This is a genomic window from Melioribacter sulfuriphilus, assembly GCF_052656625.1.
Genome location: NZ_JBQXXK010000002.1, coordinates 99,990 through 115,274, shown reverse-complemented (window position 1 = coordinate 115,274; position 15,285 = coordinate 99,990). Strand labels below are relative to the sequence as shown.

11 protein-coding genes are annotated in these 15,285 nt (G+C 38.0%); 6 read left to right on the top strand and 5 right to left on the bottom strand.

The annotated features are described in order from the left end of the window. Positions 1-3 precede the first annotated feature (3 nt). Positions 4-900 carry a tRNA (adenosine(37)-N6)-dimethylallyltransferase MiaA gene (miaA, locus tag ACUN8G_RS02450; RefSeq protein WP_437345530.1) on the top strand — a complete coding sequence of 299 codons (897 nt, stop codon included), beginning with the start codon at positions 4-6 and terminating at the stop codon, positions 898-900. Continuing rightward, complete coding sequence (locus ACUN8G_RS02445; RefSeq protein WP_437345529.1) at positions 893-2,248, top strand: glycosyltransferase family 2 protein; 1,356 nt, start codon at positions 893-895, stop codon at positions 2,246-2,248. The genes miaA and ACUN8G_RS02445 overlap by 8 nt, the downstream gene beginning before the upstream one ends. A gap of 113 nt (positions 2,249-2,361) precedes the next feature. Here ACUN8G_RS02445 and ACUN8G_RS02440 read toward each other — a convergent pair whose 3' ends face one another. Further along, a complete protein-coding gene (locus ACUN8G_RS02440) occupies positions 2,362-5,541 on the bottom strand; it encodes a S41 family peptidase (protein WP_437345528.1) in 3,180 nt (1,059 codons plus the stop codon). A gap of 21 nt (positions 5,542-5,562) precedes the next feature. Beyond that, positions 5,563-6,903 (bottom strand): PhoH family protein, encoded by a 1,341-nt coding sequence (locus ACUN8G_RS02435; protein ID WP_437345527.1) that lies wholly within the window; start codon positions 6,901-6,903, stop codon positions 5,563-5,565. 102 nt (positions 6,904-7,005) lie between these two features. Between ACUN8G_RS02435 and ACUN8G_RS02430 the strand changes: the two genes are divergently transcribed. Next, a complete protein-coding gene (locus ACUN8G_RS02430; protein ID WP_437345526.1) occupies positions 7,006-8,370 on the top strand; it encodes an NAD-dependent succinate-semialdehyde dehydrogenase in 1,365 nt (454 codons plus the stop codon). Positions 8,371-8,417: 47 nt separating this feature from the next. Here the strand turns inward: ACUN8G_RS02430 and alaS are convergent, their stop codons facing one another. Next, positions 8,418-11,033, bottom strand: coding sequence for an alanine--tRNA ligase (gene alaS / locus ACUN8G_RS02425; protein WP_437345525.1), 2,616 nt, complete (start codon positions 11,031-11,033; stop codon positions 8,418-8,420). 168 nt (positions 11,034-11,201) lie between these two features. Here alaS and ACUN8G_RS02420 point away from each other — a divergent pair, with 168 nt between their 5' ends. After that, a complete protein-coding gene (locus ACUN8G_RS02420) occupies positions 11,202-11,780 on the top strand; it encodes an RNA polymerase sigma factor (RefSeq protein WP_437345524.1) in 579 nt (192 codons plus the stop codon). A gap of 1 nt (position 11,781) precedes the next feature. Next, complete coding sequence (locus ACUN8G_RS02415; RefSeq protein WP_437345523.1) at positions 11,782-12,831, top strand: anti-sigma factor; 1,050 nt, start codon at positions 11,782-11,784, stop codon at positions 12,829-12,831. Here the strand turns inward: ACUN8G_RS02415 and ACUN8G_RS02410 are convergent. After that, positions 12,828-13,337 (bottom strand): hypothetical protein, encoded by a 510-nt coding sequence (locus ACUN8G_RS02410; protein ID WP_437345522.1) that lies wholly within the window; start codon positions 13,335-13,337, stop codon positions 12,828-12,830. The two genes, ACUN8G_RS02415 and ACUN8G_RS02410, sit on opposite strands and share 4 nt — an antisense overlap. 3 nt (positions 13,338-13,340) lie before the next feature. After that, entirely contained in the window at positions 13,341-13,997 is a 657-nt protein-coding gene (locus ACUN8G_RS02405) for a PspC domain-containing protein (RefSeq protein WP_437345521.1), read from the bottom strand. 308 nt (positions 13,998-14,305) lie between these two features. On the opposite strand from ACUN8G_RS02405, the gene ACUN8G_RS02400 reads away from it, so the two are divergent. Next, complete coding sequence (locus tag ACUN8G_RS02400; RefSeq protein ID WP_437345520.1) at positions 14,306-15,283, top strand: SPFH domain-containing protein; 978 nt, start codon at positions 14,306-14,308, stop codon at positions 15,281-15,283. Positions 15,284-15,285: the final 2 nt, after the last annotated feature.

Sequence of the window (15,285 nt, the reverse complement as noted above, 5' to 3'; positions counted from 1 at the left end):
GGTATGAAATATAATTTAATAACCATTCTTGGGCCTACAGCCGCCGGCAAAACAAAACTGGCGGCGCATTTGGCAGATCGATTCAATGGTGAAATTATTTCTGCAGATTCCCGACAGGTCTACCGTAGATTGAATATCGGTACAGGCAAAGACCTTGATGATTATATCGTAAATGGAAGACAAATCAAGTATCATCTTATTGATGTGGCTGAAGCGACCGAAGAATTTAATCTCTACACTTTCAATCAATTGTTTTATCGAGAGTACGAAGAAATTGTTCGATGCAATAAAACTCCTTTTCTCGTCGGTGGAACTCCACTCTATATCCATTCGATATTAAAAGGTTATAAACTTGGCAGGGCTGATTTTTCAAGATACGACGAGCTGCAAAAGCTTACAGACGATGAATTGAAAAAGATGCTGCTGGAAATTAGCCCTAAACTTCATAACACAACGGATCTGTCTGACCGCGATAGAATGATAAAAGCTATAATTGTCAAAAGCAGTCGTGAAGAACCTGCTAAAGTTAAAATTAATTCCCTCGTGCTCGGAATAAGATATGAAAGAAGTGAAATTAAAAAACGTATTACAGAACGCCTGAAAAGAAGGCTAAAAGAAGGGATGATCGAAGAAGCAGAGAGTTTGGTTAAATCCGGATTGACGTATAAAAAACTCGAATTCTTTGGTCTTGAATACAAATACCTCGCTCTTTATCTAAAAGGAGAATTGAATTATAACGACATGTTTCAAAAACTCAACAGCGCCATCCATTCCTTCGCAAAGAGACAAATGACCTGGTACCGTAAAATGGAAAGAGAGGGAATTAACATCCACTGGCTCGAAGGAGCCGACATCGAAAAGGCAACAGACATTATAATGAAATATTACTTCAATGGATAATTTACCTAACTTCATTAAAAAATATAAATATCTGGAATTAGAGAGGTCTATATTTCCAGATAACAAAAAATTGTACAATAACATAGTTGTAATTCCAGCAATCGACGAATACGAAAATCTTATAACTCTTTTGAACTCACTTGCCGCACTCGAAAAAAAATATTTAGCCGAAACGTTATTCCTCTTTGTTATAAACAATTCCAGATCAGCAAACGAAGGAATTAAAGAAAATAATCGTCGCAGTATTGAAATTCTGAAGGGCATTATTGATAATAAAGTCCCCGATTTGCATTTAAATCAATCAATTATTGAAGCCGGTTTGAACTTAGGAATCGTTGATGCATGCTCTCCTGGTAATGAATTGCCGGATAAATTTGCTGGTGTTGGCTATGCACGTAAAATAGGAATGGATCTGGCACTCACAAAATTTGACTATTCAAATGACAAAAAGAAATTAATCATTTGTCTAGATGCCGATTGCACAGTTGATAAAAATTATCTGACGGCTGTAGTGGAAAACTTTGAGAAAAGAGATCTTAATGCAGCTTATATCGACTACGAGCACAACCTGCCCGAAGACGAAATAGAGAAGAGTGCGACAATAACATACGAAATATTTCTCAGGTATTACGTCCTGATGCTAAAATATTCGGGTTCGCCGTATGCATATCAGACGATCGGCTCGACAATTGCCTGCACAGCTGAATATTATTGTAAGGCGGGGGGAATGAATAAAAAGAAAGCAGGTGAAGATTTTTACTTTTTGGAAAAATTAAGAAAACTGACTGAAATAAAATTAATTTCCGATACGAAGGTTAGGCCTGCAGGAAGAATATCGTGGCGTGTTCCATTCGGCACCGGTAGAAGTATTAATGAATTTTGCAGAAGCGTAAAGGAACAAGGTAAAGTTGACACGATTTTGTCCGTCTATAATCCCATGATATTTGAATTGCTAAAAGATTGGAATGATGCGTACTATCGTGATGATATAATAAACATCGACGAGATGTTAAGGTCGGCAGCTTCTGTTCATGAAGGTATTGAAAAATTTCTTATTGAACAAAATTTTCCGCAAGCATGGAAGAGAATCGTAAAAAATTCTGTAATTCCTGAACAGATAAAAAAACAAAAATTTCTCTGGATGGATGCTTTTAGAATTATGAAACTAATTCATTTTCTCAGGGATAATTATTTCCCGAATATTAATCTTTTTCAGGCGGTAGATAAGTTGTTTGAATTCTATGGAATAAAGCCAGCAATAGAAAGCAAAGAGATTTTGCCACCGGTCGATGTTCAGCTAAAATATTTAGAAATGATAAAAGACTTATATGTGAAGGTTCTCGATTGATAAAAAATGAGGGGCTGTCTAATATTTTTTTAGAATAACGTTCACTAATTTGACGAATAATTAGTTGAGCCTTTTAATTTTTTGACAGCCCCTTCAATCTGAATTAATCGTATTTACTTCTTATTGTCAATTTGTTCAAGTAAAATTTCTACTGCTTTTTTGAGCTGAGGGTCAATTCCTTTTTCAAGCCAGTCGGGTGGATTATCGACAATTATATCGGGGATAGCTGGACCCAATTCCTGGTTTTTATCGGTTGCCTTCACGAACCAGCCTCTAATAGGTAGTCTGACGTAAGAACCATCAATTAAAGTCCTTGCGTCTGTAGAGATGACCGAACCATTCGTTGGATAGCCGACGAGGGTACCGATTCCTAAATTTTTATAAGCATGTGAAAATATTTCAGCGTTCGAGTAACTTCCTTCGTTACATAGAGCAATCGAAGGCTTGAGCCAGGCAGCAAATACAAGGCGTTCTCCGGTCGGGTAATAATCTCTGAATTTTTTCTTTTCTTTTTCCAGATTTTCTGCGGCACCGCGTGGAATTGTGTATGCGTGTTGTTTGTAATTCAGTATCGTCATAAGTAAATCTGTAGTAAAACCACCTCCGTTATAGCGTACGTCGATTACTAAACCTTCCTTCCCATATCCTGCTGCAGTCAGTTCTCTTTCAAATTCTTCCAGACTTGGAATGTTCATTCCTTGAATATGAATATATCCTAATCGACCCTTTGAATATTCCTCTGTTAATTTTTTTCTGCTGTCGACCCATTCTTTGTATAACAAATCTCCCAATGATTTAACAGGGCGAATTGCTACTTCTCTCTTCCTTCCGTCAGTACCTTTTACGGTGAGTAATATTTTTTCGTCGGCCGTTTTATTGAGGAATTGATAAAAGTTGGAATTACCATTTAGAGCAATTCCATTAACCGAAGTAATTATATCGCCTTTATAAAGTTTACTTTCATTTTTATCGGCAGGCGAACCAGTCACCACGTGATTTACAAGCATTCCTTCGTCAACTGGAAATAATTCAACTCCGAGTAAACCTGTCTCGTCTTTCTGGGTTTCAATAAGATCCTGATTGCGGAATCCCATGTGGCTCGAATTTAGTTCTCCGAGCATCAAGTTGAACATATCCCTGAAATCGTAATTGGTTGAAGCGGCAAGACAGAGTTCTTTGTATTTATCTTTTAGAGCGTGCCAATTTTTTCCGTGAAAGTTTGGGTCATAAAAATTATCTCTCAAAGCACGCCATGCTTCTTCAAAAATCTGTTCTCTTTCACGTAAATGGTCGAGAAACATTTCTGCAATAAACTTAAGGTCCTCGCTTTTATCTTTCTTTGTGTCGATACGGGCAATATTCCCCCCTTCTTTCATGTAATAAAGTTGATCGTCTTTAGTAATGTAAAGGTTAGAGGGATTAATACCCGAGTTGGTTAATGCCTTTAGATCTTTTCCGTTCCATTTAATTGAAAAGATATCCCTGCCTTTGGCAGAAGTATTCTCAGCCGTGTAAAAAAATGTTTTGCCGTCGGCTGAAATAACCACGTCGTTTTCATTTCCTGAGAAGTCGGTTACATGTACCAAACGTTCATGTATATTTTCGAAGTCGATTTTAATTTCAAGGTTATTCTTTTTGTTCTTACTCGTGTCTTCGGTTTCTTTCCAATCTTCTTCCGTTTTTTCCCAATCCGATTTTTTAAGCCATACGAACCAAACATCGTTGTTCCTGTTGTGGCGTTCCGATATGAATGCCAGTTTTGTACCGTCTTTACTCCAGTGTGGACTAAAATCGGAGCGGGGATGCATACTTACATTTATAGCCGGAGAAGAATTGTCGGCAGCTTGAATAAATACTTCTTCATTGAAATACAAATCGTCCATCGAATAAGCCAGCCATTTATCGTCGGGACTCCAGCATACGCCGTGCGGTTCAGCCCAACTTTCTTGTAAGATAATAGCATTGCTCATTTTCCCATTGCTAGCAATTGAAGCTGTAATTAATTTTTTCTTTTCACCTTCCAGGAGGTAAGCTATCTTATCCATTTTGTTAGAAATTACCGGTGCAACTTCGTCTTCTTTTGAGTTTGTTAAACGGATGATTTCCCGCTTAAGGGTTTTGAATAGGTCGGGTTCTTTAACGTCAGATGACCTTATTAAATAGATTTCGAAATTATTGTCCGTTCTGTCAGAGGTAAATATTAATGTTGTATCGCTTAGCCATGCAATTCCTCTGTCGTTAAAGGGAGAATCCGATAAATTGATCGATTTGCTCTCCTCTTTGTTGTTCTCTTTTAAAAAGATTTCTCCCCGTACAACATAGGCCATTAATTTACCGTTTGGTGACACAGCGTATTCGGTTGCAGATTTGGAAAAAGTTTTGTACTCAACAGGATCATAGCGGTAGTCGGTACCTATATTTATGTCTACTGTACGGTAATCATTTGTTCGAGTATCAAGTAAATAAATCGACTGATGCTGCTCAAATACAATTAAATTGCCATCTCCGGAAATATTGAAGTGTCTTACAGAATGATCCTTGAAGTTTGTTATCTTCTCCGGTCGGGATGCTTGATTGCCGTTTACGTCAAGCTGGAGCCTGTAGATGTTATATTGTCCCGATTCTGAACTTAAGAAATAGAGAGTGTTGTCGTCTTTCCATCTGGGTTGAATGTCGTTAGTTCGGAAGAGATCCAGTTTGGTATATTTGCCGCTTTCGAAATTGTAAATCCAGATTTCACGGTTAGATGGTCCGTCATATTCAAGTCTTTCGACAGGATTAATGTCTGCTCTTACAAACGCAAGAAATTTTCCGTTCGGGGATAACGAGGGTTCGTAACCCTGTGTACCCAATAATCTTTTCTCTGTGCCACCTTCTTCCGATATAACATAAATTTCAGGAGGACGCTCAATTTTTCTAAATTCACGATATGTATTGAACAAAATATTTCCATCTTTCGTAAATGATGAAATATTATCATTTGCAGAATGATAAGTTAAACGTTTTGGTACGCCTCCGTTTGCTGGTATTATAAAAATATCATAATTACCGAATCGCTCTCCTGAAAATGAAATCTGGTTACCGTCTGGACTGAAAATCGGATTACTCTCGTAACCTTCGTGTACAGTCAGTCGTATTGCCTGTCCACCGTGTGATGGAACAGTCCAGATATCACCCTGATAAGAAAATGCTATTAACGAACCGTCGTGATTTAAAGATGGAAAGCGTATAAGTTTGTTCTGGGCATTTAAAAAAGAGTAAGAGAGAATAAACAGAAAGATTATTCTTTTCATAGATCCTCCGCAAGAAATTTATTAGAGCAGATTGCTTGCTAATTCGGCAAGTAAAGAACGCTCTCCTTTTTCCAGATTAACGTGAGCGTATAATTTTTGACCTTTGAAATGTTCTATCAAATAGGAAAGTCCGTTTGATTGTGAGTCGAGATATGGATGATCAATTTGATATATATCGCCGGTCAGAACAATCTTAGCGCCTTCGCCCGCTCGAGTAATAATTGTTTTGACTTCATGGGGAGTAAGGTTTTGAGCTTCGTCAACTATAAAATAAATGCGTTGTAGACTGCGACCTCGTATATAACTCAAGGGTTCTATAACCAGCTTTTCATCTTTGAGCATGTTGTTAATCATTTGATAGTTCTTGTCGGTTTCGTTGAACTGGTCCTGTACAACTTTTAAGTTGTCCCACAGCGGCTGCATATATGGCGCAAGTTTGCTTTCAACGTCTCCTGGTAAAAATCCAATATCTTTATTACTCAGAGGTACAACAGGGCGCGCCACATAAATTTGTCTGTAATCTTTTCTTACCTGCAAAGCACTGGCGAGTGCAAGCAATGTTTTACCAGTGCCAGCTTTGCCCGTTAAAGTCACAAGCGGAATATTTTTATTGATTAGAGCATTAACGGCAAAAGTTTGTTCAGCATTCCTCGGTTTTATTCCGTAAACTGTTTCCTTGTCGATTCTGTGAAACGCTTCCATTTCTGCGTCGAGGTACGCCAGTATCGAACGGTTCGCGTTTCTCAAAATAAAATACTTGTTAGGTACGACTTCGATATTATATTTTTTTGTGATTTTATTTGCTTCTACTTCATAAGGTGGCTGATAAAGTTTTTGAAGTATATCGTCGTCGAAGTTTTCAATTGTTTCCTTGCCGCTGTAAAGTTCTTCCACGTTTGGAATGCGGTCGGTTGTGTAATCTTCTGCGGGAATTCCAAGCGCCTTGGCTTTCATTCTTAAATTTACATCTTTGCTGACGAGAATTACTTTGCGTCTGCCGTCAAACTTTTGTCTTGCTTCGTAGGCAGTACTCAATACGCGATGATCTACATTGTCTTCTTTGAAGACTTCTTGAATTTCTTTTGCGAGCCCTTTCGTAATTACTATTCTAATTTTACCTTTCCCTTTGCCCAGCGAAATTCCGCCGTTGAAAATGTCGTTGCCCGTTATTGAATCGAGTGTGCGTGCGAACTCACGAGCATTGAGGTTTATTACCTGATTACCCCGCTTGAAGTGATCGAGCTCTTCGATTACAACCAGCGGAATAATTATGTCATTTTCTTCAAAATGATTGATACAGGTGGGATCGTGTAAGATAACGTTTGTGTCGAGAACAAACGTCTTGGGATTTTTCTTTTTCATAATAGAACAAAATTATTTTTTGTTTTCGATATTATGCGTAATTTCTTTTCGAACATACAAAATTTTAATGCAAAAGGAAAAAATAATTTGCCGGAGGCGAATATGCCGTTGAAGTCGATAAATCCAGCAACTGGAGATTTAATTAAAGAATTTCCGGAAATGAGCCCGGAAGAAGTAGAAAAAATTATTATCGCTGCCAACGAAGCGTATCGTCAATGGAGAGAATACAGTTTAGAAAAACGTTGTGAACTGATAAAAAATGCTGGCGACCAGTTGTTAAAAGAAAAAGAAGATTATGCCAGAATAATAACAAGCGAAATGGGAAAACCAATTACGCAATCGATAGCCGAAGTCGAAAAATGTGCATGGGTTTGTCAATACTATGCAGAGAATGCAAAAAATATTTTAGCAAACGAAATTATAGAAACAGATGCTTCCGAAAGTTTTGTTTCTTTTGAACCTCTCGGAGTAATACTTGCCGTAATGCCGTGGAATTTCCCTTTCTGGCAGGTATTCAGGTTCGCAGCGCCAGCATTGACCGCGGGTAATGGAGCAGTTCTTAAACATGCATCGAATGTATCAATGTGTGCCCTTTCAATCGAAGAGGTTTTTCTTAAAGCCGGGTTTCCCGAAAATTTGTTCAGAACCTTGCTCATTACTTCCAATTCAGTTAAAAATGTAATTGACAACAACTTGATTAAAGCGGCAACATTGACAGGTAGCGAATTCGCCGGCAGTGTGGTTGCTTCGGAATGCGGGAGTAAATTAAAGAAAACTGTACTGGAACTTGGTGGCAGCGACCCTTTTATCGTCTTGAAAGATGCCGATGTAGAAGAAGCCGCCCGGGTAGCAGTAAAAGCTAGGATAATTAATAACGGTCAGAGTTGTATCGCAGCTAAAAGGTTTATTGTAGCAGACGAGGTATACGATGAATTTATGGAAAAATTTGTCGATAATATGAATCGTTTAAGAGTATGCAATCCAATGGAAAGGGATTGTGACCTGGGACCAATAGCAAGAGAAGATTTACTTGTGGAACTCGAAGCGCAAATTAAAAAATCTGTTGAAAAAGGAGCAACAATAATTACGGGCGGGAAGCGTTCAAATGTTGAAGGATTTTTTATGGAACCGACAATACTTACTGACATCAAAAAGGGAATGCCCGCATACGAAGAGGAGATTTTTGGGCCGGTTGCTTCGGTAATTAAGTTTAAAAATGAAGAAGAAGCTGTAGAAATTGCAAATGATACTTCCTTTGGACTCGGTGCTGCCATCTGGACAAAGGATATTAACAGAGGCAAGTATCTCGCACATAAAATTGAATCCGGTTCTGTTTTTATAAACGGAATGGTTAAAAGCGACCCTCGTCTACCATTCGGGGGCGTAAAAAAATCGGGTTATGGAAGAGAATTATCTCACTATGGAATGAAAGAATTTGTGAATATTAAAACGATATGGATAAAATAAAACCGGCGCTCAAATGGCGCCGGCATTATTAAGTTTGATTTGTAACATTAGAGCATCTCTCTTAATAAATCGTCGACAGATTTAAGAGCTTCATCTATACGGGTAATATCCTTTCCTCCAGCTGTAGCAAGGTGAGACCTTCCTCCGCCTCCCCCTCCTACTACTTTAGCAACACTACCTACCAGCTGTCCGGCAGACAATTTTCTCTCTTTAATCAAATCATCAGAAACTACGCATACAATACCAACTTTACCGTCAATTTCAGATATCAATAGACCGACGCCACTTTTCATTTTTAATCGTAATTCATCGCCCATTGATTTCAAATGTTCCATATTGTCAACGCTTACTCTACCTTTGAAAAGTTTTATGCCGTTAACTTCAATGGGATTGTCGATAATGCTATCAAGCGCTGCAAGTTTATCTTTTAATTTTAGTTCGGATAACTCTTTTTCGAGTTTCTTTTTCTCTTCGAGGAGAGAATTGTAAAGCTCTTCCTGACGTGCTAATTTTAATTCTTGCTCTCTTATGAATTGTTCGACGCCTGCGCCTGTAACTGCTTCTATTCTTCTTATACCACTGGCGATAGAGGATTCGCTTATGATTTTGAATAAACCAATTTGCGAGCTATTTTTTACGTGCGTTCCACCACAAAATTCCATAGTGTAGTTGCCGAATTGAACCACATTCACTTTTTCACCATACTTGTCACCGAAGAACATCAAAGCTCCCATCTCTTTTGCCTGTTCGAATGGAATATCTCTATGATGAATAAGAGGCAAATTTTCTCTTAGCTTTTCATTTATGAGCGATTCAATCTGCTCCAGTTGTTGAGGGCTCGGTTTTTCGAAGTGACTGAAATCAAAACGGAGTCGATCGGGACCAACATACGAACCGGACTGCTGCACATGAGTACCCAGAATTTCGCGGAGGGCTTTGTGCAGAAAGTGAGTTGCCGAGTGATTCCTCATTATGTGCCATCGTCTCTTTTCGTCCACCTGGAGTGTTGCATTTATTCCAGGTTCGAGTTTAACTCCTTCCGATTTACTAACAACATGTACTATCATGTCATCGAGTTTAGCTACATTTAAAACGGGCAATTTTTTGTCCTCGATAATAATAAATCCCGTATCACTTACCTGTCCGCCGGATTCTACATAAAAAGGAGACTTATCGAAAATTATAAAAATATTGTCGTTGTCGTATTTCAATCCGATAATTTGAGCATCTGTAATCAATTCGTCATAACCGGTAAATTGAGTGGCGGTTTCCCTGACAAATTGAAAATTGTCTTTCGACTTATTTACAAAATTATTAGCTGTCAATTTTTCACGTGCAGATTTTCTGGCTCGTTCTTTTTGTTCTGCCATCAGCTTATTGAAACCATTCTCGTCTATCGTAAAACCGTGCTCGCGTGCCATTACATTTGTTAGATCAACCGGAAATCCGTAAGTATCATATAGCTTGAAGACTTCGCTACCGGGAATAACAGTTTGTTTCTCGACTTTAAGTTTTTCGATAAGCGAATCGAAAAGTTCCAGTCCACGGTCTAAAGTGGTGTTGAAGCTCTCTTCTTCAGCTTTAATTATTTTTTCGATGTTATTTTGATTTTCTTTTATTTCTGGAAATACATGAGAGAAGTTTCTGACGACAGTATCCACAATTTTGAAGAGGAAGGGTTCTTTTAAATTAATTTTTCTACCATATCGAGAAGCTCTTCTCAAAATTCTTCTCAGTACATAGCCGCGTCCGTCGTTACCGGGTATGGCTCCGTCAGCAATTGCAAAAGTAAGTGTGCGTATGTGGTCTGCAATAACGCGCATTGCTACATTGGCTATCCCCTGCTCCGATTTATCTTCGGCTGGTAGTGTGTAGTCGTATTTGTGTCCACTTAAATTTTCAACTGTAGAAATAATCGGTGTAAAAATATCTGTATCATAATTTGACTTTTTACCTTGAAGTACTGCTGTGATCCGTTCGAAACCCATTCCTGTATCGACATGCTTTGCAGGCAGTTCGATTAATCTACCTGTCTCATCTCTGTTATACTGAATAAAAACGAGATTCCAGATTTCGATGCACAGAGGACTGCCTGCATTAACCAATTTAGGATTGTCGTAATCGTCGCTTAAGTTGATATGAATTTCTGAACAGGGACCGCAAGGACCGGTTTCACCCATCTCCCAGAAATTGTCTTTTTCGTCGAATCTCAGGATATGGCTCGGATTAATGTCTGTCTCTGTTTTCCAGTATTGATAGGCTTCGTCGTCTGTTCGAAAGACTGTAGCCCATAATCTTTCTTTTGGAAGCTTCCATACCTCAGTTAATAATTCCCATGCCCAGGCGATGGCTTCCTTTTTATAATAATCGCCAAATGACCAGTTGCCGAGCATTTCGAAAAAGGTATGATGATAGGTGTCGTGTCCGACTTCTTCAAGGTCGTTGTGTTTTCCTGAAACCCGGATACATTTTTGTGTATCGGCTGCTCTTTTATATTCTCTGCTGCCGGTGCCGATAAAAACATCCTTGAATTGATTCATTCCCGCGTTTGTAAATAATAGAGTAGGGTCGCCGTGTGGAATAACCGGCGCACTGGGAACTATTTTATGTCCTCTTTCCGCGAAGAAATCGAGAAACTGTTGCCTGATCTGATTTGATGTCATATTATTCCGATTTTTTAGTTGTAAATATAATAAAAACATTACGTGTCTACTTATTAATGGGCTGTTGTTTGTTATATCGTCGAAGCTGTGTAACTGCATTTTATTTAAATAAGTTGTAAATTTGTACCGCATATCATAGTTTTGAAGAGGCAATCGAAGCGGATTAAGTTGAATCAATTCAAGAATTATAGCGATATTGAATTAATGCAGGAGATTGCGAAGTTTGAATCTCGCGCCCTGGAAGAATTATACGACAGGTATTCACCGCTGCTATACACTATTGTAAAAAAAATTGCACCCGATGAAGAATCTGCTAGAGAACTCCTGGTAGAAATATTTTCGATCATCTGGAAGAAAAGCAACAAATTCGATTTCACAAATGGTAATGTTTATGCCTGGCTCGTAACATTAACCAGAAATAAAGCCGTCGATTTTCTAAGGCGTAGTCGCAAATCGGAATCGATTTCTCAAATTTACGACGACGAGTATGAAGATTACTTTATACTTCCCACATTTTTACCTGGAATGGATAGCCTCGATCTCGAAACTGCAAGTAGCCTTAAACTCAAAGTTGAAGAAGCTCTCTCGCAATTGACCGATACACAGAAGTACGTTTTACATCTTGCTTATTACGAGGGTTATACTATCGACGAAATTGCAAATAAATTAAACGTTCCCATAGAGACGGTACGGAATAAAGTGATGACATCTCTCTATAATTTCAGAGATAACCTGGCAAAGGAATAACATGGCAAAGAATGCTGTTCACGAGATGATAGCTGCCTTTGCGGTTGGTTGTATGGACCGGGATAATTTTATCCAGTTCAAAGATTATATCGATGCTGGTGGTGAATTGCCCGAAGGAGAACTGCAGGAGATGCAAAATATAGTATCGTTAATTCCCATCATACTCGATCTTGAAAAACCCGATCCTTCCTTAAAAGACGAAGTGGCGCGACGGCTAATCAGCATGAAAGACGAAATTAAAACTCGCATCAGGGAAGAAAAAAAAGCAACTGCCCTGAAGTCTTCAAGTCGTATTACCAAAGTGGGAACGAAAGCAAGTTTTCAACTTACTAATCTTAAAAAGACAGAACAAAAAGAAAAAACCGAAGAGTCCTCAAAGACTACCACAGTTAAAAAATCTGGAACAATTGACCGTTCGGTATTACCCGAAGATGCGGGCAGATATTTTACCGGCCAGCAATCGCAAATCAAAACGGCTCAGCGTCCTGCAGGCAAATCCGGCAGCATTGTCGGTTGGTTTGCTATTGTTATGTCGCTTGTTCTGTTTTCTTTGGTTGGCTACTATTCATTTACATCTATTGAAGAATTAAATCAAAAATTAGTGGACTTAGAACAGGATGTAAACATATATCGCAGTGAACTTGCCCGAACAAATAATTTTGTTAATAATTATATCGGACTGATCGAATTTTTCAATTACGGCGATATTACAATCGTTAATTTAAAATCTACCGTGCCTTCTGAAAATGCCTCAGCCAAAGTGCTCTTATCATTCGATGCCAAAGAAGGACTAATTCAATTCAGAAATGTCAAACCGTTGCTTGCCAATCAAGGGTATCAATTATGGCTTGTTAGCAGGGGAATATCATATTCGATGGGAGTTTATCAACCGACGGGAAATGAGTTCATACATATAACTTCGTTTCCGATTATTCCGAAGGAAAATATTGAATCTCTGAAAATCACAATAGAATCAAACACGGGATCGCCTACTCCTTCAGTTAACGAGTATATGTCGGCGTCCTTTCCACAGGAAGGGAGAGTTCGTTAATCGAATTGTTTCCTCTTTAAAAACAAACTCAAGCCCCCAGCAATTAATACCGCGGGTAATATTTTCATTGAATAACCGATTACTTTTCCTGCCTGCCTTTGAACGTAGGGGATTTGTAAAAGGTAAAACGATCCGATTGTTACCAACATGCCGATGATGAATCCGAATAAAAATATCTTTTCTTCTGGATTGTCGATATAAAGAGTAAGCATGAATGCAGAGATCATAAACATACTCGAGAAAATTATTACTTCTGAACTCAGACTAATATTATATAACTTTAGGGAGAGTATAAGAATTGAAGTGAGAAATATGAAAACGGAGAAAAGCATTATCCTTCTGTTGCTTGTTCTAAGAGAAAAATAATTTATTGAAATTCCATATAGTGCAAGAACAAGAACGAATCCATGCTTGTAATGATCTACTCCTGAATAGATGTCGATGATTTGTAATAGTCCTAATATTAATAACAATATCCCCGTGATTGTTCTGAAATTTAATTTCATAACTTACGGCTCCGCTTTCTTTTCTATAAAGAATAACAGCAGGAGATAAATAATTAAGATTAATCCGGCACTCAACAATACACTAATCAAAAAGAAGGTCCTAATTAATGTAACTTCTGCAGAAAGATATTCGGCCAAACCACCGCAAAGACCCGAGACAATCTTGTGTTTTTGTGACCTGTAAAATTTTGCTGGATTGTTTTCCTGTGCAGAAACTATATGCATATTTTTAATAGTGATATAAATTCCAGTAATCATTAATATTCCTCCCATCATTGTGGAGCGATTGTCCAGGAGGAAATAAGTTCTGTGGGTAAGGTCGAAATCAGTTAAATAAAGATAGAGTCCGGCAGTCATCATCATGCTGCTCAGGAATACCAGATTGTTTTTTTTATTTGCTACGATTAAAGATGAGGAGCGCTCGAGTGGAATCATAATTGAGGCAATAAAATAGAAAAGGATAATCCATCCTCCCAGCAATAGAGAAAACATAAGAGCTACTCGTATTTTTGCCGGGTCGATATTAAAATATCTGCCCAATCCACCGCATAAACCTGTGATAAGATAATCTGAGGACGAGCGTTCCAATTTTTTCCTTGCAGGTCGTTTTTCAGTGTAAGTCCCGTCGTCGAATAAATCTGGAAATTCGTGCTCTTCCATGTCTCCATCGATTAATTATGGTATTGAAAAGTATAAATTATTTGTCAATTGTAAAAAATATTTTCTAATAAATTGTCAAACGAGAATTTAAACTTAATTTTTAAGTTTAAAGTCAGCTAATACAAAATTTTTTTACAAGAGAGTTTACATAATTTCAAAAAAAATATTACATTAAGCAGCAATTTTATGTCTGTTTACCTTCTTGTTGATCCCATTTTTGAGTTGTGTATATAAAATAACGTATTATAAAATCGGAAAAGGATAATAACAAAACAGCTAAAGCTATTTAGAATTATCGGGAGTAAAATATGTGGCCAGCAATAGTAATAATAATATTAGTGATAATCCTGTTTCTGCTTTACGAATACCGATTGCGGAAACCCGACCAGTTAGTTTTGTATGAGTCGGATGGAAAAATCATACTGAAAAAAGGTAGGTTCTATCCGCGCCATTTTTGTCTGGTGCTTCCTCGAACGATTCATTCTGTACAATTAAACATTGATTCGACGGCAAAAGGAAATCTCAATATAAAAATTAGAATGACCTTAAGCGTAGCACTATCGCTTGAGAATATTCATAAATTAATTAAATCTGGCGGTTGGAATACAAGAGCAGTAGAGAAAGCCACTGAAGAACTCGAAATACTGATTGAAAGCTGGGTGCGAGAATTTACCGAAAAGTATGAGATAGAGGAATTAAGCGGAGAGAAGATTTATCAATATCTGAGTAAAAATACAGATATAAGCAAAGATAAATTTGGTCTGGAGATCGTATCAATATCTATTCAATTGATTGAAATCCTTGATTCTAAAATAGCCGACGCCATCAAGCAGCAGGAATCCGCACGTATTTTGGAACAAACCGAAGAGTTAAATCAGAAAGCTCGTATTGCTGCTGCTAAGGCTAAGTTCAAAGCAGAAGAAGAGATTGCATTGATGGAAAATCAACTCGAAATGAAAAAATATGAACTGAAAAACAAGGAGATCGAGAAAGAAGCCGAAATAGCCGAAAAACGTGTTAAAGAAGAACTAAAAAGAAAACAAATGCAGCTCGAATTCGAGTCGAAAGAATTGGAACTACTCAAGAACAATCCAGAACTCTTGTTGCTTACACCTCAGGCAGCGCGACTTGCTGAAGCCAGCCAGACTCTTAAAAACGCACGTACTGTTGTATCGCTTTCATCTACCGATTTGCCACAGGGCTCGGAGCTTGCCGTTTTATTCCAGAATTTGCTCCACAATTTAACGGAAAGCAGAAAGAAAAACAGTGAAAGAAAAACCGAATAGCT